Source organism: Actinomadura oligospora ATCC 43269 (genome assembly GCF_000518265.1).
GTDB classification, from domain to species: domain Bacteria; phylum Actinomycetota; class Actinomycetes; order Streptosporangiales; family Streptosporangiaceae; genus Spirillospora; species Spirillospora oligospora.
On the sequence record NZ_JADG01000004.1, the window covers coordinates 647,356 to 668,014 of the forward strand.

Genomic DNA, 20,659 nt, shown 5'->3' on the forward strand with positions numbered 1-20,659 from the left:
GCCGGGCGATTGGGGGAAGCCTTTATCGCACCCCTGGCGGCACAACACTGTGAGGCGACGGTGCAGCACATGTCCGGGCTCGACGCCAGCTTCTACCTTCTCGAGGACGAGAACACGCCGCTGCACGTGGCGTCGGTGGTCGTGTTCGAAGGGCCCGCGCCGTCGTACGGGGATCTCGTCCGGCACGTCGTGGCGCGGCTGCCGCTCGTGCCGCGCTACCGGCAGCGGGTCCGGAGCGTGCCGCTGCATCTCGGACGTCCGGTGTGGGCGGACGATCCGCACTTCAACATCCTCTACCACGTGCGGCACACGGCCGTGCCGGGTCCGGGCACGGACGAGCAGCTGCGGAACCTGGCCGGGCGGGTGCTCGGGCAGCGTCTCGACCGGGCCAAGCCGCTCTGGGAGATCTGGCTGGTGGAGGGCCTGGCGGACGGCCGGTGGGCGCTGATCGCCAAGGTGCACCACTGCATGGTGGACGGCGTCGCGGGCATGGACCTGGCGACCGTGATGTTCGACCTGTCCCCCGACTACCGCCCGCCGCACGAACCGGACCCGTGGGCGCCCGCGCCCGAGCCGTCCGCGCTGGACCTGGTCGCGGACGCGGCGCGCCGCGCGGTCACCCGGCCCGTCCGGCAGGGCGTGGACGTGGCGCGCGAGCTGGGCGTCGCCCGGGACATTCGGCGGATCGGCGCGTTCGCGCTGGGCGCGGGACGGGCGACGGCGCGGTTCGCGCGTCCGGCGGCGGCCTCGCTGAACGGGCCGATCGGGCCGCACCGGCGCTGGTGCTGGGAGACCGTCCCCCTGGACGAGGTGAAGACGGTGAAGCGCGCGCTCGGCGGAACGGTCAACGACGTGGTGCTCGCCGCCGTGACCGCCGGGTACCGGGACCTGCTGAACGCGCGCGGCGACCTCGCGCCGGACACGGTCGTCCGGTCGGCGGTCCCGGTGTCGGTGCGCGAGCCGGGCCGGCGCGGCGAGTTCGGCAACCGGGTCGCGGCCGTGTTCGTGAACCTGCCCGCCGGGGTGGACGACCCCCTCGAGCGGCTGCGCCGGATCCGCGAGCAGACCGACGACGTGAAGCGCAGCGAGCAGGCGGCGGGCACCCGGACGCTCACGCGCCTCACCGACACCGCCGTCGCGCCCGCGCTGCTGTCGCTCGCCGTCCGGTCGCCGGTGCGGCTGCGGCAGGGGCTCGTCCAGACGGTGACGACGAACGTGCCGGGCCCGGACTTCCCGCTGTACGTGATGGGCCGCCGCCTGCTCGAACTGCACCCGTACGTTCCGCTGACCGGCGGGATCCGGGTCGCGACGGCGATCATCTCCTACTGCGGGACGCTGTACGTCGGCATCACCGCCGATTTCGACGCGATGCCCGATCTGGACACCTTCGCGAAGGGCGCGTCCGCCGGGGTCGCCGAACTGCTGGCCCTGTCGTGACGCGATCCGGACAGTCCCTAAACCGGCGAAGTCAGAAAGGATCAACAGCGTCCCGGCCCGCTGGGAAAGGGGTGCAGGCTGGGCCGGAGGTGGAGTCGTGGCCCTAACGGACCTCCCGAAAAGGTTTCGACACTGTGCCTGCGGCCGTACTCGGGAATATCCTGGCAAAGGATGGCCAAGGGCCTCTTGCCGGGATCTCCCGGGGAGGTGACGACGATGAGCTGGTTCCGTTCCGGGGCGCGGCATGACGCCGCCGTGGACGGTGACGCGAGGCAGGCGGCCGGTGCGCGACTGCGCCGGTGTGCGCGCAGAGCGGGCCTGGCGCCCAGCGAGCTGCGCCGTCCGGTCGACCGCGTCCAGCGCGCCATCGCGTTCGTGCTTCTCGCGCTGGCTCTGATCACCGTCCCGCTGGCCGCGCTGTCGTGCGCCCGCTGGTCGTACCGGTCCGGGGTGAGGGCCGAGGGCGCCGAGCGTTCCGTCCGCGTCCGGACGGTCGCGACGGCGGAGGCGGTCGGCGTGGGCTCGACGGGCGACCGGTACGTCCACGAGACGTTGCGCGCGCACTGGTCCGCGCCGGATGGCAGCACCCGCACGGGCCTCCTGACCAGCTGGAAGGACGCCAAGCCCGGGTCGCGGCACACGATCTGGGTCGATCTGAAGGGCACGGCCACGACGCCGCCGCGTCCGCACGGCCGGACGGTCACCGACGCCGGTTACGCCGCGACCGGCGCGGGCCTGGCCGCCGCGCTGCCGCTCCTCGGGGTGTACCTGCTGGTCCGCCGCCGCTGCGACCGCCACCGCGACGCCCTGTGGGACGCCGGATGGGCCCGCATGGACGCCGACGCGGGCCACAACCGCCCCTCCTGACCGGCGAGAACCCGACGTCGGCCGCCCGAACTCAGAACTCGGCGTCGCCCGAACTCGGAACTCGGCGTAGGCCGAACGGGCTCAGAACTCGGCGGAGCTGCCGGGTGAGGGCGGTGTCGGCTGTTCGTCGCCGCCATCGCCGGGGTCGGCGAGGATGCGTCCGATGATGCGGTCGAGCGCGGCGAGGTCGTCCGGCGGGAGGTCGTACATCGCGGCGGGCGGGGTGCCGAGGATGTGCTCGGCCCGGGCGGCGGCGGCGAGGCCCGCCTCGGTCGCGCGGACGAGCTTGGACCGCCGGTCGGACGGGTTCGGGATGCGTTCGACCAGGCCGCGCTCGGTCAGGTCGTCCACCACGAGGGTCGTGTAGGGACGGTCGGTGAGCAGCTCGCTCGCCAGGTCGCGCAGGGCGACGGGCCCGCGCGCGACGCGACGCAGCGCCTTGGCGCGGAAGAAGCTCATGCCGAGTGCCTCGGTCACCTCGCGACGGCGGTCGCCGTGCGCGAAGAACAGCTCGTGCATCCTCTTCCAGGTGTCCCGCACCGGATCGGCGCCGGAGCCGGGGCGGCCCGCGTCACGGGCGGACGGGTCGTTGGTCATGCGGTGGTCACCGGGCTCCTGGAGGTGTCGGTCGCGGCGAGGGCCGCGGCCCGCTCCGCGGTGCGGACGGCGCGGCGGCCGGTGGTGATGGTACCCAGCAGCAGGACGGCGGCCGCGCATCCCGCCATGATCCAGTAGGCGGGTCGCGCCGCGTCCACGAACGCCGCGCTCGCGACGACCGCCCGTCCGCCTCCGTGGCCCGCGCCGCCGTCGCCCGTGGCTCCGTGGGCGGACGCCGCGCCCGCGACGCCGACGACCGCGCCGAAGACGGCGACGCCGAGGGCCTGCCCGATCTGGCGGCTGGTGGACGCGACGGCGGCGGCGACCCCGGCCTGCGCGCGCGGCATCCCGGAGACGGCGGTGTTGGTGATCGGCGAGTTCACCATGCCGAACCCGAAGCCGAACAGGGCGTAGGCGGCGAACAGGGTGCCGTCGCGCGTCTCGCCGTCGAACGCGGCGAACAGCAGCGCGCTGGCCAGCATCGTCACCCCGGCGAGCTGGAGCGGCAGGCGCGGGCCGCGCGATCCGGTGAGCCGTCCCGACAGCGGCGCGACCACGCCGGTCACCGCGGCCATCGGCAGCAGGTAGAGCCCGGCGTGCAGCGCGCTCAGCCCGCGGACGCTCTGCAGGTAGATCGAGTTGAGGAAGAGGAACCCGGCCAGCGCGGCGAACGCGCTGATCGCGATGAGGGTCGCGCCCGAGAACGGCAGGCTGCGGAAGAACCGGACGTCGATCAGCGGCTCGTCCGCGCGCAGGGCGTGCAGGACGAACAGGGCGAGCGCGACGGCGGCGACCGCCGCGCAGCCGAGCACGATCCCGGACGTCCAGCCGAGCGCCGCGCCCTCGATGATCGCGTACGTCAGCGTGCCGAGCGTCACGATCATGAGGAGCTGCCCGGCCGGGTCCGGACGGCGCGGACGCGGCGCGCGCGACTCCGGCACGAACATCCGGGTGAGGACGAGCGCGGCGAGCCCGATCGGCAGGTTCAGCCAGAAGATCGACCGCCAGCCGACCGAGTCGACCAGGACGCCGCCGACCAGCGGCCCGGCCGCCATGCTGATCCCGACGACGCCGCCCCACACGCCGATCGCGCGGGCCCGCTCGCGCGGCTCGGTGAAGGTGTTGGTGATGATCGACATCGCGACCGGGTTGAGCATGGACCCGCCGACCGCCTGCACCACGCGCGCCGCGATCAGCCAGCCGAGGGTCGGCGCGAGGCTGCACAGCAGCGACCCGATCGTGAACAGGGTGAGCCCGACCTGGAACACGCGGCGGCGTCCGAGCCGGTCCGCGGTCGAGCCGGACGTGATCATCAGCCCGGCGAGGACGATGAGGTAGGCGTCGATCGTCCACTGCAGCCCGGACATCGAGGCGTGGAAGTCCCGCTGCATCGCGGGGATCGCGACGTTGAGGACGGTGTTGTCGAGGCTGACGATGAGCAGGCTCATGCAGCAGATCGCCAGCACGAGCAGCCGCCTGCGGCGGCCTGTCTCCGGCACCCGGACCCCCAGGGAGATGGTTGTAGCCGTATAACCGTTGTAACGGTACAACCATGTTCTGGTCGGATCAGGTCATATTCACGTGACCTTCACAACATCGGACGCCGCCGGAATCGAGGGCGCGGCCGGGACGACCAGGGGCGTGCCGGTCTCCGGGTCGTCGATGACGCGGCAGCGCAGGCCGAACACCTCGGCCACGCGCTCGGCGGTGACGACCTCGGCGGGCGGGCCCTCCGCGACGATCCGCCCGTCCCGCATGGCGATGAGGTGGGTGGCGTAGCGGGCGGCCTGGTTCAGGTCGTGCAGGACGGCCACGACCGTGCGGCCCTCGGCGTGCAGGCGCGCGCACAGGTCGAGCACCTCGATCTGGTGCGCGATGTCGAGGAAGGTGGTCGGCTCGTCCAGGAGCAGGAGGGACGTCTGCTGGGCGAGCGCCATCGCGATCCACACGCGCTGCCGCTGGCCGCCGGACAGCTCGTCCACGCCGCGCGACGCGAGCTCCTCCACGCCCGTGGCCCGCATCGACTCGGCGACGACGCGCGCGTCCTCGCGCGTCCACTGGCGCAGGATCCCCTGGTGCGGGTAGCGGCCTCGCGCGACGAGGTCGGAGACCGTGATGCCCTCCGGCGCGACGGACGACTGCGGGAGGAGGCCGAGCGTCCGGGCGAGCTTGCGCGCGGGCCACGACGAGATCCGCTCCCCATCCAGCATCACGGTCCCCGCAACCGGACGCAACACGCGCGCGAGCGCGCGCAGGAGCGTGGACTTCCCGCACGCGTTCGGCCCGACAACGACGGTGAACGACCGATCCGGCACGGCCACATCAAGATCCCGCGTAATGACCCGCCGGTCGTACGCGAGCGTCAACCCCGAGGCGGTGAGTCGGGAGGCGGGGGCGGTCACAGGCGGCCTGCCTTTCGTTCGGTGGTGAGGAGCCAGATGAGGTAGCCGCCGCCGAGGAGGCCGGTGACGACGCCGACGGGCAGCTGGTGGCCGGGGACGAGGCGCTGCCCGGCGAGGTCGGCGGCGGCGAGGAGGGCCGCGCCGAGGCAGGCGGCGGGCAGCGCGTTCGGGCCGGACGAGCGGGTCAGGCGGCGCGCGAGCTGCGGCGCGGTGAGCGCGACGAACGAGACCGGACCGGCGGCGGCAGCGGCGAGGGACGCGAGCAGGACGGCGACCGCGAGCAGCGCGCCGCGCACCCGGTCCACGGGGACGCCGAGCGCGCGGGCGCCCTCGTCGCCGAGTTCGATCGTCCGCAGCGCGCGCCCGCACGAGGCGGTGACGGCGACCGCGATCGCGAGCATGACCAGCACGGGGGTGGCCTGCTTCCAGTCGCGTCCGTCCAGGCTGCCGGTCAGCCACAGGACGGCGCGCGCGGCGTCGGTGATCTGCGCCTTCGTCAGCAGGTACCCGTTCACGCCGGTCAGGATCGCCGCGACCCCGACACCCACGAGGACGAGCCGCTGCCCGTGCGCGCCGTTCCGCCCGACGAGCAGGACGATCAGGACGCCGGTCAGCACCCCGCCGGTCACCGCGCCGACCGCGAGCCCGAGGCCGCTCCCGCCCGCGAGGACGGTCGCGACCAGCACGCCGGTGGCCGATCCCTGCGTGAATCCGAGCAGGTCAGGGCTGCCGAGCGGGTTCCGCGACAGCGACTGGAACAGCGCGCCCGCGAGGCCCAGCGCCGCGCCCACGGCGAGCGCGGTCACAGCGCGCGGCAGACGCAGCTGGTTGACGATGAAGTCGGTGGACGCGTCGCCACGCCCAGCCAGCGCCCGCACGACCTCCCCGAAGCTCATCGGATAGTCGCCGCCCCCGATCGAGACCACGCTCACGACGACGGCCACCACCGCGAACACAACCGCGACCACCAGGGCACGCGGACTGACCCGCCACGAGAGTCCGCCCACGCGCAACCCGACCCCGCGTCCCCAGGGCGAGTCCGCCCGCGTCCTGATGGGGTTCACAGGGCCGCCGCCTTCCGCCGTCGGACGAAGTAGAGGAAGAACGGTCCGCCGAGGACGACCGTCAGCACGCCGACCTGCACCTCGCTCGGACGGGCGACGACGCGTCCGAGGACGTCGGCGACGAGCATCAGCACGGGCGCGGCGAGCGCGCTGTACGGGAGGAGAAGCCGCAGGTCAGGGCCGACGACCGCGCGGACGAGGTGCGGGACCATCAGCCCGAGGAACACGATCGGCCCGCAGGCCGCCGTCGCCGCGCCGCACAGCAGCGTGACCGCGACGATCCCCGCGCCGCGCACCAGCGCCGGACGCGCGCCGAGGGCACGCGCCGTGTCGTCCCCCATCGCGAGCGCGTTCAGCGGGCGGGCCAGCGCCAGCGCGAGCACCACGCCGACCAGGACGAACGGCGTGACCTTCTGCACGGTCGAGGTCTGCGCGGCGGCGAGGCTGCCGACCGTCCAGAAGCGCATGCGGTCGAGGGACGCGGTGTCGAGGAGCTCGACGGCGCTGACGTAGGCGTACAGCGCCGCGTTGACGGCCGCTCCGGCGAGCGCGAGCCGCGCCGGGGTCGCGCCGCGTCCGCCGCCGATCCCGTACAGCAGGACGGCGACGACGCCCGCCCCGGCGAACGCGAGCCACACGTATCCGGCGAACGAGGTCACCCCGAGGAACGAGATCCCGGTGACGACGGCCGCGGCGGCCCCGACGTTGATGCCGAGGAGTCCCGGATCGCCGAGCGGGTTGCGGGTGAGGGACTGCATGAGCGCGCCCGCGAGGCCGAGCGCCGCGCCCACGACGAGCCCGAGCAGCGTGCGCGGCAGGCGCATCTGGTGGACGACGGTGTACGCGTCCGTCCCCGGATCGGTGAGGCCGCGCCACACCTCGGGCGGTCCGAGCGGGCGCGCCCCGACGGCCAGGCTGAGCGCGGCGACCGCCGCCAGCAGGACGGCGGCCAGGGCGAACCGCCGCACGAAGGTGAAGGTCACGGGCGACTCCTCGGGGGGCCTGTCGGGGGCCTGGACAAAAACTTAGGTTAGGTTAACCTAAGTTCCGCTTATCGGGCCGATAGGCGGACCCGCACCCACCCTGATCTCGGAGAACGCACGATATGTCGAACCTCGTCTCCTCCCGCCTGTCCCGGCGCGGCCTGCTCGGCGCCGGTGGCGCGCTCGCCCTCGGAGCCGTCCTCGCCGCCTGCGGCGACGGGAAGAACGGCACCGCGAAGGCGTCAGGCGACGAAGGGGCGTGGTCGTTCACCGACGACCGTGGGCAGAAGGCGGAGGCGGCGTCCCGTCCGCGCCGCGTCGTCGCCTACGTCGGGGCCGCCGCCGCGCTCTGGGACTTCGGCGTCCGCGACCGCATCGTCGGCGTGTACGGCCCGGCCAAACTGAAGGACGGAAGTCGCGACCCGCAGGTCGGCGAGGTCGACATCAGCAAGGTCGAGATCATCGGCAACGCCTACGGCGAGTTCAACATCGAGAAGTACGCGGCGCTGCGTCCCGAGCTGCTCGTGGACCACATGTTCGTGAAGCCGGACCTCTTCTACGTCCCCGCCGAGAGCAAGGACAAGATCTTCAAGCTGGCCCCGAGCGTCGGTGTCCTCGCCGGTGACACGACCCTCACCACCCCGATCGAGCACTATGCCTCCCTGGCGGCCTCGCTCGGCGCGGACCTGAAGTCCGCCGCCAACACCGCCGCCAAGGATCGCTTCGACAAGGCCGTCACCGCGCTGCGCCAGGCCGTCGCGGCGAACAAGGGCCTGAGGGTGATGGCGGCGTCCGCGAGCCCCGACCTGTTCTACGTGTCGTCCCCGGCGAAGAACGCCGACCTGCGCTTCCTCACGGAGCTGGGCGTCGAGGTCATCGTCCCGGGCAAGCTCGACCAGGCGGGCTACTTCGAGTCGCTGAGCTGGGAGAACGCCGACAAGTACCAGGCCGACGTGATCCTCCTCGACGCCCGCACGCAGGCCCTCCAGCCGAAGGACCTCGGGTCGAAGCCGTCCTGGGGGAACCTGCCCGCCGTGAAGGCGAACCAGGTGTTCGCGTGGGAGCCGGAGCCGCGGTTCTCCTACGCGGGCTGCGCCCCGATCATCGAGAAGCTCGCCGAGACCGTGAAGAACGCGAAGAAGGTGGCGTAGCGCGATGTTCCGTTTCTTCGACCTGTCGGTCATCCGCACCGCGCGCCTCAGCCCGACCATGCTGCGCGTCACCTTCGCCGTCCCCGCCGACTTCGTGTCCGGCGGACGCGACCAGCGTTTCAAGCTGTTCTTCCCGCACCCGCACCAGGACCGTCCCGTCATGCCGGACGTTCCGGACGACGACTGGTTCGCCGCCTGGCGCGCCCTCGACCCGGACGAACGCGCCGTCATGCGCACCTTCACCGTCCGCGCGCAGCGCCCCGGCGAGATGGACGTCGACTTCGCCCTGCACGGCGACCTCGGCCCCGCGTCCCGCTGGGCGTCCCGGGCGCGCCCCGGCGGCCACCTCCTCGCCCTCGGCCCGACCGCCCCCGACAACGGCGGCGTCGAGTTCGCCCCGCCCGCGTCCGCCCGGACGATCCTGATCGCCGGGGACGAGTCCGCCCTCCCCGCGATCGGCGCGAACCTGGAGTCCCTGCCGTCCGGCGCGTCCGCGCACGTCTACGTCCAGATCGCCCACGACGACGACCGCCAGGACGATCTCCCCGGCCCGGTCACCTGGCTCGTCCGCAACCGGGACGTATCGCTGGCGGACGCCGTCCAGAACGCCCCGGTCGTCGACTACGCCTGGCTCGCGGGCGAGGCGGCGACCGTCCGCGCCATGCGCCGCCACCTCGTCCGCGACCGTGGCATGCCCCGCGACGCCGTCGAGTTCATGGGCTACTGGCGGCGAGGCTCCTCCGAGGAGAACCTCCTCGCCGAAACCCTCGCAGGCGGCACCCCCCACACCCCCGAAGACTGACCCGCCGCCTCGTCCTCGCGCCGCCCCCACCAGCGCCGCGAGGACGAAAGCGGGGTTCAGCGTTGAGGGGTCAGGGCCAGGACGCGGACGGCGCCGTCCTTGTCCGAGCTGATCACGACCTGGCGGCCGTCCAGTTCGGTGATGCGGAGGGCGGTGATGGCGTGCTCGCCGTGGAAAGGCTCGGCGAGGAGGCGGCGGGCGTCCAGGTCCCAGGCGCAGATCGTGCCGTCTTCGGAGCCGGTGACGGCGATCGCGCCGCCGTCCGCCACCGTCGTGTCCAGGCAGGTCACGGCGGCGCAGGGGACGGTGATCGGGGATTCCCATTCGCCCGTGGCGAGGTCGCCGACCAGGAGGTTACGGTCACCGGACGCCACGACGCGCGGGGCCCCGGCGTCCACCAGGGCGAAGTCGTGCAGATCAAGCTCGACGTCGTCGATTTCGAGGTGGAGCGCGTCGTTCTCGACGTCCCAGACGAACACGCGGGCGTCGCCGCCGGGCCCCACCAGGATGGGCCTGTCCTTCAGCGTTCCGGCGGCGATGGCGCTGGACGCGTAGGAGTACGACTCCAGCGCGTTCACTTCGATCAGGTCGTCGTAGGGCGAGGGGGCGTCGTCCGGAGCGTCCTGGGCCGGGTCGGCGACGGACGGATCCCAGAGCTGGACGGGCGGGCCCGACGAGACGCCCACGACGAACCACGTGCGGCCCCCGAGGACAGCGGCCGTTGCGGACGCCACCCCGCCGTCCTCGGCGGACATGCGCACCGCGCCGCTCTCCAGGTCCCACTGCGCGAACCCTTGGTGCTGTCCGCCCCCGCCGATCACGATCCGGCCGTCCACCACCGCCGCCGCGAGCGCGGTCAGCTCGGTGTAGCCGTCCCCTCCGAGCCACGGGTCGGCCAGCTCGTGCTTCGTCCAGGCGTCGCCGGACACGTCCCAGCTGAACGCCTGGAGGCTCCGGCCGTGCGACCCGACCATCAGTGGTCGGCCGTCACGCGCGACGACGTCGAAGTCCTGGATCCGCCCGTCGAAGGGAAGCCTGCTGACGAGCACGGTGGGGAGGGGAGGCATGCCCGGGATCGTAGGCGAACCGCCGCCTCACGATCACCGCTTTCAGGATCTTGACAGCCCCCGGTCACCGGGACGTCCAGGCGTCGCTGCGAGAATCCGCCGGTGACCTCCCCCAACGAACTTCCGCCTCCGCTGGTCGTCGGCCTCGGGCTCCGGCTGCGCCCGTGGGACGAGGCCGATCTGGACGCCATGGTCGGGCTGTTCGACCACCCGGATTTCGCCCTCTGGACACCCCTCGCGTCGCCGTTCGACCTGGACGCCGCGCGCAAGTACCTCGACCGCAGCCGGGAGAACCGCGAGAGCGGACGCGTCGTCCAGCTGGCCGTCACCACCGAAGGCCGGACGCCGCTCGGCGAGGTGTTGTTCATCCCCCGCTTGGACGAGCCGACCCCCACGGTCGAACTCGCCTACGGCATCGGCCCGCAGCATCGCGGGCAGGGCCTCGCCAACCGTGCCGTCCGCCTCATGACCGGGCACGCCTACGACACCCACCCGTCCACGCGGGTCGTCCTGCGAATCGCGCCGGAGAACGCCGCGAGCGAGGGCGTCGCGAAGTCCGCCGGTTTCCACCTCACGGGCGAGGAGCCCGTCACCCGCGAACGTCCCGGCCGCACTCCCGTCGTGCTGCGAACCTGGGCCCACCGGCCAGGGAACTCATGACGAGTCCCCCGGCGTGAGCTGGACGGTCGCCGCGTCCGAACGGATCAGCTCGACACGAATGGTCAGCATCGTCGGGCCGCTCCCCACCATGACCGAGCCGTTCGGACCGGCCTCCCCCGCCCCCGCGCCGCCGCCCTCGAACGTCCAGCGCATCGAGACGTGTTCGGGTTCGACGGCGGTCACGACCAGCGGCCCCGCCTCGAAGCGCGCGGCCAGCTCGATCTGATCCCCGGCGCGGACGCGTACCTCGCACCGCCCCTCCCGGCAGGCGGCCAGGTTCGTCCCGTCCCTGGGAGCGGTCGGCGCAGCGGACGGCCCGGACCTCAAGGGAGGCGTCGACTGCGAGGACGCGTCGTCGCTCCCACCCCCACACCCCGTGACCAGAGCGGCAACCGTCAGACCGGCGACACCCGCGCCAAGAGTTCCTGCCCGCATGCCCGCTTCCTTCGCCTGGACCCCTGCCGCATTCCCTCCCCGCCGCTTCCCCCTCCAACACGCCCCGTGACCGCATGGAGACCGGAACCCCGCCCGAACACCAGACGACCCCCACCGCCCCTGATCTGAGCACCTGGCCTGACCTGCGAATTCACGGTCTGAGTCGTGAGGATCGGGGAAGGTTCCAGGCGGGACGCCGGTCCCGTCGGCGGGGGCGCCGTCGCCCTCCCGCAGCACGTCCGAAATCGGGGGTTCGTGATGATGATTCGAGTGTGGCCGAGTGTGGTGGCCGCCGCCGCAGCGGGTCTGATGGTGACGTCTCTGCCGGGGTCGGCGAGTGCCGCCCATGGGACGCTGAGGGTGAGCGGCAGGACCTACAACAACCCGAGAAAGGGGTGCTACACGGGCATCTTCTGGCCCCTTGTCGTGTCGAACCAGACCAACCAGACCGTACTGGTCTACGACAACGCCACGTGCCACGGCCACGTCATGGGCACCGTCGCCCCGAGGCGCAGTGGAATCTTCGAGTTCGGCGAAGGCGTGAGAGTCCCCCGCTGACAGACCCGAGCCCTCGCCGCGCGAAAGCACGGCGAGGGCTCACCAGGTCACGGGAAGCGGAACGTCACCCCAGGTCGAGCGCCCCACTCTTCACGCGCCGCGCGAACGCCCCGAACACGGAGGCATCGAAGACCAACTTCGGCCCGTCCGGATCCTTGGAATCCCGAACCGCGACGTCATGCGCGCACCCGGCCAGCTCCACACACTGCCCGCCCGTGTCGCTGCTGCGGCTGCTCTTGCGCCAAACTCCCCTGAGCTCGACACACGACCCTCCGGAGGAGTCGCTGCGACTACTCTTTCGCCAGTTCACTGATGCCAGCTCGGACAAGTTCACCGGCCCTCCCAGACCTCGCGGATCAGGCGCTCGGACCCTTCAGGATCCAGGACGCCGGAGGACGAGAACACCCCGGTGACCGCATAAAGACACAGACGAGCCCTCACCGCGCGAACGCACGGCAAGGGCTCGTCAGTCGTAAGTAGGGGTCAGGCCAGGTCGAGCTCCCCGGCCTTCACTTGCTGAGCGAACGCCCCGAACACGGTGGCATCGAAGACCAGCTTGGGCCCGCCCGGGTCCTTGGAGTCCCGAACCGCGACGTCATGTGCGCACCCGGCCAACTCCACACACTGCCCGCCCGTGTCACCGCTGCGACTGCTCTTGCGCCACACTCCCCCGAGTTCGACGCAATCGCCGCCTGTCGATCCGCTGTAGCTGCTCTTACGCCACTGGACGCACGTCAGATCCGGCCTGCTCATAGCTCTCCAAGATCTCGTGAAGGAGCTTGAGGGAGTCGTCTGCGGACAGCGCGGCTCCTCTGATCAAGTCGAAACGTACCCCAAAGGCACGAACCGCGTCACGACTCCGGAAGAGCTGACCGCCCACATGCCCTTCCTCGTACGCGAGGATCTCTCCGTCCGCCAGCTCAAGGATGGTGAACGACCCCATGTCACCCGCATACGCCCCCTTCTGTTGCGGAACAATTTGGAGGGTGACCTCTGGACGCTTGGCCATGTTGATCAGATGCTGTATCTGGCCAATCATCACCTCGTCGTTCCCAACGGGGCGACGCAACGCAAACTCGTCGAAGATGACGACCAAGTGCACGGCATCTTCTCCCTCGAGGGCCTCCTGCCGCGCCATCCGGGTCGAGACAAGCTGACGGGCTTCTTCCTCGGAGCGCTCACGCCTGAGGACCTCGAAGGCGTACTCGGGCGTCTGGAACAGGCCAGACACCTGCATCGCCTCAAACTTATGGATAACGAGGGCATCCCCTTCGACGCGCAGGTACTGAGCGAAACCAGGGGGAAGAAGTTCAAGCTCCCCCACTTCCTGGATCCACTCCCACATCCGACGGAATGTCCCGTTCGTCGAGAAGAAGGAATCGCAGTCGTCCGCAAAGTCCACCGACGGCGCATCACCGCCTTCGACCTGGCCAATGCGCTGCCGCGTGTACCCGAGCTTGCGGGCCAGCTCAGCTCGACTGAGATCCGCTGCCTCTCTGTGTGCGCGCAGCTCCCTCCCGAAGTAGCCAGCCGGAGTTTTAGGAACGCCAGGGTCTCTTGGGCGGCGGGGCATATCTGGACCTCCGAGCGTGAAAACTGATCAGTTTTCCTGTGACCGACAGCGCCTTTCCCCCGTCGACCTTCCGACTCTTCCCGACCATAACTCGGTCACGGGATGCTGGGGAGTGATTACACAGAGAAACCCCGTCGTGAGGCGTTATCCATGTCGAAATCATCCACAAATCCCGATCACATGGCGCTCGTGGCGCTTCGGGTGGACTTTCCCGGGCACAGCATCTGGCGCGCGAACCGGTCCGACGGACGGCTCGGGGACTGGGTCGCCACGCTGCGCGATCCGTCCCAGGGGGTCGATCCGACGGTCATCGCGTCGGACGCCGATCGTCTCCGCGAGCTGCTCATCATCGAGCGGGGGCTCGCGATCGGCTCGGGGGACGGGCTGTGAGCGACCGGGCGCGCGGACGCTGGCGGCGGCTCCGCAAGCAGCCTCCGTCGCGCCTGGTCGCGCGCACTCAGAACGGCGTCGAAGTGCGGAAGGCGCGGCTGAACGTCCCGCCTCCGAAAGACGAGGCGCGGCTGCCGACCGGGCTCATGCGGCTGGACGAGGAACTGCACCGGCTCGGGTGGGCCACATCTCCGCGCTTCGGGGACACCCTTCCCTCACTCCTCGTCTACTGCGCGCAGACGCCGCACTTCGGCGAGACCGTGACCGTCCAGCCCGGGGTCCGTCCCGGGCAGTGGTGGTACGTCGCGAGCGGTGGCGAGCGGCTCGCCGACTACCCGAACGCGGCGCTCGCCGCCGCCAAGCTCACCTCGACGCTGCTCCCCTGGGTGAACGCGGCGCTCGGCCATCCGCCGTCGCCGCTCCAGCCGCTCACCATCTTCGAGCTGCGCCGCCGTCTCCCGGACGTCCCGTGCTGGTGGGGCAACCGGACGCGCGAGTGGTGGGCCATGGTCGGCAAGGGCGACGACTTCCGTCTCGTCCACGCGGCGACCGTGGACGAACTCGCCCAGGCCATCACCGCCGCCCAGCAGCGGGGACGCTGACGCGCGCTCGGCCGGAGCCCACCCTCCGGCCGCCGCACCCGGACGTTCCGGGGATCAGTCGCGGACGGGCCAGCCGTCGTACCTGCCTCCGACGCAGACGCCCGTGCCCTCGGCGTACCAGCGGACGTAGCCGCCCCCGGAGACGCAGGCCGCCTCGCCGATGAAGATGCCCACGGAGGCGTCGATGTCCGGCGCGGTGTTCGACGCGTCGTCCGGCGCGGTGGCCAGTGCGGTGGTCAGTGCCCAGGCGGCAGCGGCGGCGGCCAGTGCGATGACGATCAGACGGAGCATCCGGACACCCCTCCCTCGGCTCCGTAGGCGATTACTGCCGGAGTCGTCATCCCACCGGAACGGCCCGGCGAACCTTTCCGGGCCACCCCGCCACGCTGCCCTCACCCGGCCGCCCATCCCAGGCGAACATCGCGACGGAGCAGTGCCAGCGAGATGGCAGGCAACCCCGCCAGGGACGGCCACCGAGTTCGCGGCCGGATGATGCCAGCGCGTGTACAACGGCACGGGGCGCGTTGATCCTTGGGGGATGCCGCGTGATCGTGTCGGCCTGAGGGCTTCGAGATGGGTCGTCGTGAGCGTCGGCGTGCTGGTCATCGCCGCGGCGGGCACCTCGCTGGGCGTCGAGATCAGGCGCGAGCCCGCGCGGCACCGTCCGGTGGCGTCGCCCTCCCCACGGCCGGTGGCGGGCGTCGCCGGACGGCGTCCCGCTCCCGGCCCGGTGAGGATCAAGGGACGGCGGATCGCGGAGGTGGTCTCGGAACCGCCCGGGACGCTCACGATGACGTCCTTCAGCCTGCCCGGCGAGAGGGACCTCATGGACATCGCGGCCTTCGTCCTCGATCCCGCGACCGGCACGTTCGTCGCGACCCCCTACGCCGAGGCCGCGGTGTCGCCCGACGGACGCACGGTCGCGGGCACCGTGAACGCGTCGAAGAAGTCCAGCCAGGTGGCCGTGCGGGATCGCCGCACCGGGGCCGAACGCCGCGTCTCGCTGCCGTCCAGCTCGGGCTATCCGAAATGGGCCCCGCGCGGACGGCGGATCCTCGTCTCGCTCTACTCCAGGACGGTCAACGACGGCCTGCGGGGGTTCGCCGTCATCGACGCGGACACCCTGCGCGTGCGGATCACGTCCGTCACCGGCAAGGGGCGTCCGGCACGGGTTCAGCCTGCGGCCGAGTTCGCGTGGGACGCCACCGGCGCGGGCGTGGTCGCGCCCGGGAAGGGGTCGCGGCTCATCCGGTTCCCGGCGAATGGCGGCAAAGCCGGACCGGACGTGCCGCTGACCGAGTTCTACGACGCCCAGGAGATCCTCTACTCGCCGTCCGGACGGATGCTGGCGTGCAGCAACCTGCACAACGGCACCGCCCAGACCATCCTGTGGGACGTCACCGGACGCAAGCCCCGCGAGGTCAGGCGGCTGCCCGGCCTGATGCTTCTGGGCTGGTACGACGACGCGCGCCTCCTCGTCGCGCGGACGGTCGACGACAACCGCTGGGAGACCACTCTGACCGGCCTGGACGGGACGGTCCGCCAGATCCTCGTGCGTGACAGCGTCCCGGGGCCCGGCCCCGGGGTGATGGGCCGGTACAGCGCGATCCCGCGTTCCTAGCCCGTCCTGAGAGCACGATCGTTATTGCATACCGACCGGTCGGTATGGTGATATCGGGCACAATCGGCCAGGCCGGTCCCACCGGGAGGACGCTCGTGATCCCCAGCACCATGCAGGACTTCCCGCTCACCATCACCGCCCTGATGCGGCACGGACGGCTGATCTACCCGGGCAGCCAGTGCGTGACCTGGACGGGCGGTGGGACGCCCCCGAGGCGGGCGGGGTTCGCGGAGATCGCCGAGAACGCTGAGCGGCTCGCGGCGGCGCTGACCAGGCTGGGCGTGCGGCCGGGCGACCGCGTCGCGACGTTCGCGTGGAACAACCAGGAGCACTTCGAGGCGTACCTCGCCGTGCCGTCCATGGGCGCGGTGCTGCACACGCTGAACATCCGGCTGTTCCCCGAGCAGCTCGCGCACATCGTCAACCACGCCGAGGACTCCGTGGTCATCGTGGACGACTCGCTCGTCCCGCTGCTCGCCCGGATCGCGGACCGGATCCCGACCGTCCGGCACGTGATCGTGGTCGGGGACGGCGACGCGTCCGCGCTCGGACGGCCCGTCCTGCGGTACCGGGAACTCGTCGCCGCCGAGGAGCCCGGCTTCGCGTGGCCCGAGCTGGACGAGCGGTCGGCGGCGGCGATGTGCTACACGTCCGGGACGACGGGCGACCCGAAGGGCGTCGTCTACTCGCACCGCTCGACGTTCCTGCACGCGCTCGCCGCGAACTCGTCGTCGCTGGTGGGGCCGCGTGAGGACGACCGGGTGCTCGCGATCGTCCCGATGTTCCACGTGAACGCGTGGGGGCTGCCGTACGCGTCGCTGCTGTCCGGCGCGTCCCTGCACATGCCGGACCGGTTCCTCCAGCCCGAGCACCTGACCGCGTTCATCGCGTCCGAGCGGACGACGGTCGCCTCGGCCGTCCCGACGATCTGGCACGCGATCCTCGACCACGGCGAACGGCACGAGATCGACCTGTCGTCGCTGCGGCTGGCGAACTCGGGCGGGGCCGCCGCGCCGCGTGTCCTGCTGGAACGCGCGCAGGAGCGTCACGGGCTGCGGATCGTCCAGGGCTGGGGCATGACCGAGACCAGCCCGCTCGGCGGCATCGCGTTCCCGCCGCCCGGCGTGGAACCCGGCACGCCCGAGGACACCGACTGGCGGATGAAGTCGGGCCGGGTCGCGCCCGGCGTCCAGATGCGGATCGTCGACGCCGAGGGCCGTGAGCTGCCGTGGGACGGCGAGGCGGTCGGCGAGATCGAGGTCCGCGGCCCGTGGATCACCGGCTCCTACCACCTGGCGGACACGCCGGAGAAGTTCCACGACGGCTGGCTGCGCACCGGCGACGTCGGCACGATCGACGGACGCGGCTTCTTCCAGATCACCGACCGCGTGAAGGACGTCATCAAGTCGGGCGGCGAGTGGATCTCGTCCGTCGAGCTGGAGGACCACCTCATGGCGCACCCGGCCGTGGCCGAGGCCGCCGTCATCGGCGTCCCGGACCCGCGCTGGGACGAGCGTCCGCTGGCCTGCGTCGTCCTGCGCGAGGACGTGTCGGCGACCGCCGCCGAGCTGGCGGACTTCCTCCGGGGGCGCATCGCGAAGTGGCAGGTCCCGGAGTACTGGACGTTCCTGGACGAGGTTCCGAAGACGACGGTCGGGAAGTTCGACAAGAAGCCGCTGCGGGCCCGGCACGCCGCGTCCGAGCTGGAGATCGAACGCCTGTAGGCGCGGGCGCGGGCGGCTAGGCGGGGGCGCGGGTGGCGAGGAGGCCGTCGAGGAAGAGGCCGACGTAGTGCTCGCTGACCTCCTCGGCCTTCAGCCGCCCGCCCGGCCGGTACCACGCGCCGATCTGGTGGACGGTCCCGAAGAAGAAGTTCACGACGATGTCGGCGGGGGTCCCGGCCCGGAACGTCCCGTCGGCTTGGCCCTCCTCGACCAGGGCGCGGAACCGCTCGTGGTACCGCCGCCGCTCCGCCCGGACGGCCGCCCGCCGCTCCGGTGACAGCAGGTGCGTCGAGCGGAAGAAGACCGTCAGGTCCTCGAGGTTGCCGAACGAGGTGTTCAGCACGTCCACGGCCGCCGCGCGGACCCGCTCCTCGACCGTCCCGGGACCGTCCGCGATCTCCTCGAGCCGCCGGGTCTGCATGTCGAGCAGCCGGTGGTAGATCTCGTAGAGCAGCTCGTCCTTGGAGCCGTAGTAGTGGTACATCGCGCCCTTGGTGACGCCCGCCGCGGCCACGATCTCCTGGACGGAGGTCCCCTCGTAGCCCTTCTCGGCGAACAGCCGGGTCGCGACGGCGACCAGCCGCTCCTGCAGCGTCACTCGGACCCGCCTTCCCGGAAGAGCGGGAGCAGCACGTCGTCCGCGATCGCCTGGATCTCGGCGTCGGTGCGGCGCGGCTGTCCCGCGACGCAGTAGTAGAACAGCAGCGCGGGACCGGCGGACGCGGCGCTCGCGCTCGCCGTGCCGCCGTGCCGCCGGACGAGGTCGGCGATGCGCTCCTCGCACGGCCGCGTCACGGACTCGTGGAACAGGGTGCGCAGCTCGCCCGTGCCGTCCGCGGCCTCGGCGGCGACGGTCTGGAACGCCGTCCCCCGGGAGTCGTTGAGCGCGTGGTCGAAGTGCCTCAGGAGGGCGACCAGGCCGTCGCGCAGCGGGGTGCCGTCGGGGAGGTCGGGCGGCTCGGGCAGCAGGTCGCGCAGCGCGTCGCGGACCAGCTCCTCCTTGTTGCGCCAGCGCCGGTAGAGGGCCGCCTTGCCGGTACCGGCCGCCGCGGCGACCTTGTTGGTGCTCAGCTTCGCGTAGCCGACGCTGTCGAGCTGCTCGACGACCGCGTCGAGGATCGCCCGCCGCAGTTCCTCGCCCCGCCGCCGGGACGCCGTGACCGTCACCCGTCCCCCTTTCGGAACCCGGTCATCGTAGCGCGGTAAATAGTGGACCGCCTGGTTCCCTAAATCCGACATCCTCCTCTACAGTGAACCACCTGGTTCCCTATTGTGGAGGTCCGCGTGTCACGCGCCACGCTCACGCTCGCCGTGATCGTCTCCTGCGAGCTCATGCTCATGCTGGACGGGACGATCACCAACGTCGCGCTGCCCGAGATCCGGGACGGCCTCGGCCTCTCCCCCGGCGACCTCGCCTGGGTCAGCAACGCCTTCCTGCTCTCCTACGGCGGCCTCATGCTCCTCGGCGGACGCGCCGGGGACGTCCTCGGCCGCCGCCGCGTCTTCACCGGCGGCATGGCCCTGTTCACGGCCGCGTCCCTGCTCGGCGGCCTGGCCCAGGACCCCGCCTGGCTCATCGCCGCCCGCGCGGCCCAGGGCGTCGGGGCGGCGCTGGCCGCGCCCAGCACGCTCGCCCTGCTCACGACCAACTTCGACGGCCCCGCCCGGACGCGCGCGCTGAGCGTCTACTCGTCGGTCACCGCGTCCGCGATGACGCTCGGCCTGGTGCTCGGCGGCGTCATCACCTCCACGCTCTCCTGGCGCTGGGTGCTGCTGGTGAACGTCCCGATCGGCGTCCTGGTCGTCGCGCTCACCCCGCGCGTTGTCGCCGAGTCCCCGCGCCTGGGCGGACGTATCCACCTCAGCGGACGCCTCAACCTCAGCGGACGCCTCGACCTGACCGGAGCCCTCACCTCGGCATTGGGCCTCGCCGCCCTCACCCTCGGCCTCGCGCGGGTGGGGAACCGGCCGCTGGCGATCGGCCTCGGCGTTCTCTTGCTGGCGGCCTTCGTCCTGGTCGAGCGGCGTGCCGTCCAGCCGGTCACACCGCTGCGGCTCTTCGCCGACCGCTCCCGCTCGTCCGCGCTGCTGGCCCTGCTGCTCATCCCGATGACGACGATGAGCGCGCAGTTCCTGATCGTCCAGTACCTCCAGGAGGCGCTCGGGTGGGGCGCGCTGCGCGCCGGCCTGGCCTTCCTCCCCATGGCGCTCGGGATGTTCGTCACGGCCCGATACGCGCCGCGCGTCATGAGCGTCCTGTCGTGGCGGCTCGTCGCCGTGCTGGGGACCGTCCTGATGACCGGCGGCCTGGCCTGGCTGTGCTTCCTGCCGGAGACGAACGGCTACGCGACCGGCGTCGCCGGACCGCTCCTGCTCCTCGGCGCGGGGCTGGGATTCGTCGTCGTCCCGTTCAACATGGCGATCATGTCGACGGTCGCGCCCGAGGACTCGGGGGCCGCGGCGAGCCTGCTCCAGACCGCGATGCTGACCGGCGCGTCCATGGGCATCGCGGTGCTCTCCAGCGTCTACACCTCGTCCGTGGACGGGCGCGCGGCGACGGCGCCGGTCATCGCGGACGGCATGGGCACCGCGTTCACCGTGGCCACCGCCCTCGCCGCCGCCGCGCTCCTGGTCGTCCTGGCGGCCTTCCGGACGCCCGCTCCCCCGGTCCCGGACGCGCCGCGCGAGCCCGCGCCCGCCCGCGAGGACTCCCCGGCGGCCTGACC

The 20,659-nt window shown here is 72.0% G+C and carries 24 protein-coding genes and 1 pseudogene; 11 read left to right on the top strand and 14 right to left on the bottom strand.

All coding sequences use genetic code 11. The features are described 5' to 3' along the window. The first annotated feature begins 69 nt into the window (after positions 1-69). Together P696_RS0107535 and P696_RS0107540 are read left to right on the top strand one after the other, a co-directional pair. On the top strand, positions 70-1,437 hold the full coding sequence (locus P696_RS0107535) for a WS/DGAT/MGAT family O-acyltransferase (RefSeq protein WP_034483402.1): 1,368 nt from the start codon (positions 70-72) through the stop codon (positions 1,435-1,437). Positions 1,438-1,653: 216 nt separating this feature from the next. Then, complete coding sequence (locus P696_RS0107540) at positions 1,654-2,304, top strand: Rv1733c family protein (protein ID WP_026411857.1); 651 nt, start codon at positions 1,654-1,656, stop codon at positions 2,302-2,304. 81 nt (positions 2,305-2,385) lie between these two features. Here P696_RS0107540 and P696_RS43910 read toward each other — a convergent pair whose 3' ends face one another. The 5 genes from P696_RS43910 to P696_RS43915 all read right to left on the bottom strand — a co-directional run bounded on the left by P696_RS43910 (position 2,386) and on the right by P696_RS43915 (position 7,350). After that, positions 2,386-2,901, bottom strand: coding sequence for a MarR family winged helix-turn-helix transcriptional regulator (locus tag P696_RS43910; protein WP_051467025.1), 516 nt, complete (start codon positions 2,899-2,901; stop codon positions 2,386-2,388). Beyond that, entirely contained in the window at positions 2,898-4,400 is a 1,503-nt protein-coding gene (locus tag P696_RS0107550) for an MFS transporter (RefSeq protein ID WP_026411858.1), read from the bottom strand. The genes P696_RS43910 and P696_RS0107550 overlap by 4 nt, the downstream gene beginning before the upstream one ends. Positions 4,401-4,478: 78 nt before the next feature. Next, entirely contained in the window at positions 4,479-5,303 is an 825-nt protein-coding gene (locus P696_RS0107555) for an ABC transporter ATP-binding protein (RefSeq protein ID WP_026411859.1), read from the bottom strand. Continuing rightward, positions 5,300-6,367, bottom strand: coding sequence for a FecCD family ABC transporter permease (locus tag P696_RS0107560; RefSeq protein WP_084336942.1), 1,068 nt, complete (start codon positions 6,365-6,367; stop codon positions 5,300-5,302). Before P696_RS0107560 ends, P696_RS0107555 begins: the two co-directional genes overlap by 4 nt. Beyond that, positions 6,364-7,350 carry a FecCD family ABC transporter permease gene (locus tag P696_RS43915; protein WP_051467026.1) on the bottom strand — a complete coding sequence of 329 codons (987 nt, stop codon included), beginning with the start codon at positions 7,348-7,350 and terminating at the stop codon, positions 6,364-6,366. The genes P696_RS0107560 and P696_RS43915 overlap by 4 nt, the downstream gene beginning before the upstream one ends. Positions 7,351-7,472: 122 nt before the next feature. Here P696_RS43915 and P696_RS0107570 point away from each other — a divergent pair, with 122 nt between their 5' ends. Both P696_RS0107570 and P696_RS0107575 read left to right on the top strand, forming a co-directional pair. Continuing rightward, positions 7,473-8,501, top strand: coding sequence for an ABC transporter substrate-binding protein (locus P696_RS0107570; RefSeq protein ID WP_026411861.1), 1,029 nt, complete (start codon positions 7,473-7,475; stop codon positions 8,499-8,501). Between the two features lie 4 nt (positions 8,502-8,505). After that, a complete protein-coding gene (locus P696_RS0107575) occupies positions 8,506-9,303 on the top strand; it encodes a siderophore-interacting protein (protein ID WP_026411862.1) in 798 nt (265 codons plus the stop codon). A gap of 56 nt (positions 9,304-9,359) precedes the next feature. Here P696_RS0107575 and P696_RS43920 read toward each other — a convergent pair whose 3' ends face one another. After that, complete coding sequence (locus P696_RS43920; protein WP_026411863.1) at positions 9,360-10,370, bottom strand: WD40 repeat domain-containing protein; 1,011 nt, start codon at positions 10,368-10,370, stop codon at positions 9,360-9,362. A gap of 102 nt (positions 10,371-10,472) precedes the next feature. Between P696_RS43920 and P696_RS0107585 the strand changes: the two genes are divergently transcribed. Continuing rightward, positions 10,473-11,030 carry a GNAT family N-acetyltransferase gene (locus P696_RS0107585; protein WP_026411864.1) on the top strand — a complete coding sequence of 186 codons (558 nt, stop codon included), beginning with the start codon at positions 10,473-10,475 and terminating at the stop codon, positions 11,028-11,030. Here the strand turns inward: P696_RS0107585 and P696_RS52125 are convergent. After that, positions 11,025-11,465, bottom strand: a complete 441-nt coding sequence (locus tag P696_RS52125; protein WP_157429552.1) for a hypothetical protein — start codon at positions 11,463-11,465, stop codon at positions 11,025-11,027. The genes P696_RS0107585 and P696_RS52125 overlap by 6 nt on opposite strands. A gap of 165 nt (positions 11,466-11,630) precedes the next feature. Here P696_RS52125 and P696_RS52130 point away from each other — a divergent pair, with 165 nt between their 5' ends. Further along, a complete protein-coding gene (locus P696_RS52130) occupies positions 11,631-12,023 on the top strand; it encodes a hypothetical protein (RefSeq protein ID WP_051467028.1) in 393 nt (130 codons plus the stop codon). Between the two features lie 64 nt (positions 12,024-12,087). Here P696_RS52130 and P696_RS43940 read toward each other — a convergent pair whose 3' ends face one another. The 4 genes and pseudogenes from P696_RS43940 to P696_RS57920 form a co-directional block, all read right to left on the bottom strand. Then, positions 12,088-12,357, bottom strand: a complete 270-nt coding sequence (locus tag P696_RS43940) for a DUF397 domain-containing protein (protein WP_342669002.1) — start codon at positions 12,355-12,357, stop codon at positions 12,088-12,090. Between the two features lie 149 nt (positions 12,358-12,506). Further along, positions 12,507-12,776, bottom strand: a complete 270-nt coding sequence (locus tag P696_RS0107605; protein WP_064743917.1) for a DUF397 domain-containing protein — start codon at positions 12,774-12,776, stop codon at positions 12,507-12,509. Next, positions 12,739-13,368, bottom strand: a complete 630-nt coding sequence (locus tag P696_RS0107610; protein ID WP_245627580.1) for a DUF5753 domain-containing protein — start codon at positions 13,366-13,368, stop codon at positions 12,739-12,741. Before P696_RS0107610 ends, P696_RS0107605 begins: the two co-directional genes overlap by 38 nt. A gap of 48 nt (positions 13,369-13,416) precedes the next feature. Then, positions 13,417-13,596, bottom strand: a pseudogene (locus P696_RS57920) (helix-turn-helix transcriptional regulator); the annotation flags it as partial. Between the two features lie 189 nt (positions 13,597-13,785). Here P696_RS57920 and P696_RS43945 point away from each other — a divergent pair. Together P696_RS43945 and P696_RS43950 are read left to right on the top strand one after the other, a co-directional pair. Next, entirely contained in the window at positions 13,786-13,986 is a 201-nt protein-coding gene (locus P696_RS43945) for a hypothetical protein (protein WP_157429553.1), read from the top strand. Beyond that, positions 13,983-14,588 carry a hypothetical protein gene (locus P696_RS43950; RefSeq protein ID WP_034483411.1) on the top strand — a complete coding sequence of 202 codons (606 nt, stop codon included), beginning with the start codon at positions 13,983-13,985 and terminating at the stop codon, positions 14,586-14,588. Before P696_RS43945 ends, P696_RS43950 begins: the two co-directional genes overlap by 4 nt. Before the next feature lie 54 nt (positions 14,589-14,642). Here P696_RS43950 and P696_RS0107625 read toward each other — a convergent pair whose 3' ends face one another. Beyond that, the gene (locus tag P696_RS0107625) at positions 14,643-14,879 is read right to left on the bottom strand and encodes a hypothetical protein (protein WP_026411867.1); all 237 of its coding nucleotides are present in this window, start codon (positions 14,877-14,879) and stop codon (positions 14,643-14,645) included. A 292-nt stretch (positions 14,880-15,171) separates the two neighbouring features. Between P696_RS0107625 and P696_RS0107630 the strand changes: the two genes are divergently transcribed. Further along, the gene (locus P696_RS0107630; RefSeq protein ID WP_026411868.1) at positions 15,172-16,209 is read left to right on the top strand and encodes a TolB family protein; all 1,038 of its coding nucleotides are present in this window, start codon (positions 15,172-15,174) and stop codon (positions 16,207-16,209) included. Positions 16,210-16,304: 95 nt separating this feature from the next. Further along, positions 16,305-17,933 (top strand): long-chain fatty acid--CoA ligase, encoded by a 1,629-nt coding sequence (locus tag P696_RS0107635; RefSeq protein ID WP_245627550.1) that lies wholly within the window; start codon positions 16,305-16,307, stop codon positions 17,931-17,933. A 16-nt stretch (positions 17,934-17,949) separates the two neighbouring features. Here P696_RS0107635 and P696_RS43955 read toward each other — a convergent pair whose 3' ends face one another. Both P696_RS43955 and P696_RS43960 read right to left on the bottom strand, forming a co-directional pair. Further along, complete coding sequence (locus P696_RS43955; protein WP_034483414.1) at positions 17,950-18,531, bottom strand: TetR/AcrR family transcriptional regulator; 582 nt, start codon at positions 18,529-18,531, stop codon at positions 17,950-17,952. Beyond that, on the bottom strand, positions 18,528-19,100 hold the full coding sequence (locus P696_RS43960; protein WP_034483416.1) for a TetR/AcrR family transcriptional regulator: 573 nt from the start codon (positions 19,098-19,100) through the stop codon (positions 18,528-18,530). The genes P696_RS43955 and P696_RS43960 overlap by 4 nt, the downstream gene beginning before the upstream one ends. A gap of 117 nt (positions 19,101-19,217) precedes the next feature. Here P696_RS43960 and P696_RS43965 point away from each other — a divergent pair, with 117 nt between their 5' ends. Next, positions 19,218-20,657 carry an MFS transporter gene (locus tag P696_RS43965; protein WP_051467029.1) on the top strand — a complete coding sequence of 480 codons (1,440 nt, stop codon included), beginning with the start codon at positions 19,218-19,220 and terminating at the stop codon, positions 20,655-20,657. Positions 20,658-20,659 lie beyond the last annotated feature (2 nt).

What these genes read in the sequence shown, in the direction of transcription:
- P696_RS0107610 (WP_245627580.1), bottom strand. Translation starts at nt 13,368, where the DNA reads ATGTGGGAGTGGATCCAGGAAGTGGGGGAGCTTGAACTTCTTCCCCCT.
- P696_RS43920 (WP_026411863.1), bottom strand. Translation starts at nt 10,370, where the DNA reads ATGCCTCCCCTCCCCACCGTGCTCGTCAGCAGGCTTCCCTTCGACGGG.
- P696_RS0107605 (WP_064743917.1), bottom strand. Translation starts at nt 12,776, where the DNA reads ATGAGCAGGCCGGATCTGACGTGCGTCCAGTGGCGTAAGAGCAGCTAC.
- P696_RS0107540 (WP_026411857.1), top strand. Translation starts at nt 1,654, where the DNA reads ATGAGCTGGTTCCGTTCCGGGGCGCGGCATGACGCCGCCGTGGACGGT.
- P696_RS0107575 (WP_026411862.1), top strand. Translation starts at nt 8,506, where the DNA reads ATGTTCCGTTTCTTCGACCTGTCGGTCATCCGCACCGCGCGCCTCAGC.
- P696_RS0107535 (WP_034483402.1), top strand. Translation starts at nt 70, where the DNA reads ATGTCCGGGCTCGACGCCAGCTTCTACCTTCTCGAGGACGAGAACACG.
- P696_RS0107570 (WP_026411861.1), top strand. Translation starts at nt 7,473, where the DNA reads ATGTCGAACCTCGTCTCCTCCCGCCTGTCCCGGCGCGGCCTGCTCGGC.
- P696_RS0107625 (WP_026411867.1), bottom strand. Translation starts at nt 14,879, where the DNA reads ATGCTCCGTCTGATCGTCATCGCACTGGCCGCCGCCGCTGCCGCCTGG.
- P696_RS52125 (WP_157429552.1), bottom strand. Translation starts at nt 11,465, where the DNA reads ATGCGGGCAGGAACTCTTGGCGCGGGTGTCGCCGGTCTGACGGTTGCC.
- P696_RS43910 (WP_051467025.1), bottom strand. Translation starts at nt 2,901, where the DNA reads ATGACCAACGACCCGTCCGCCCGTGACGCGGGCCGCCCCGGCTCCGGC.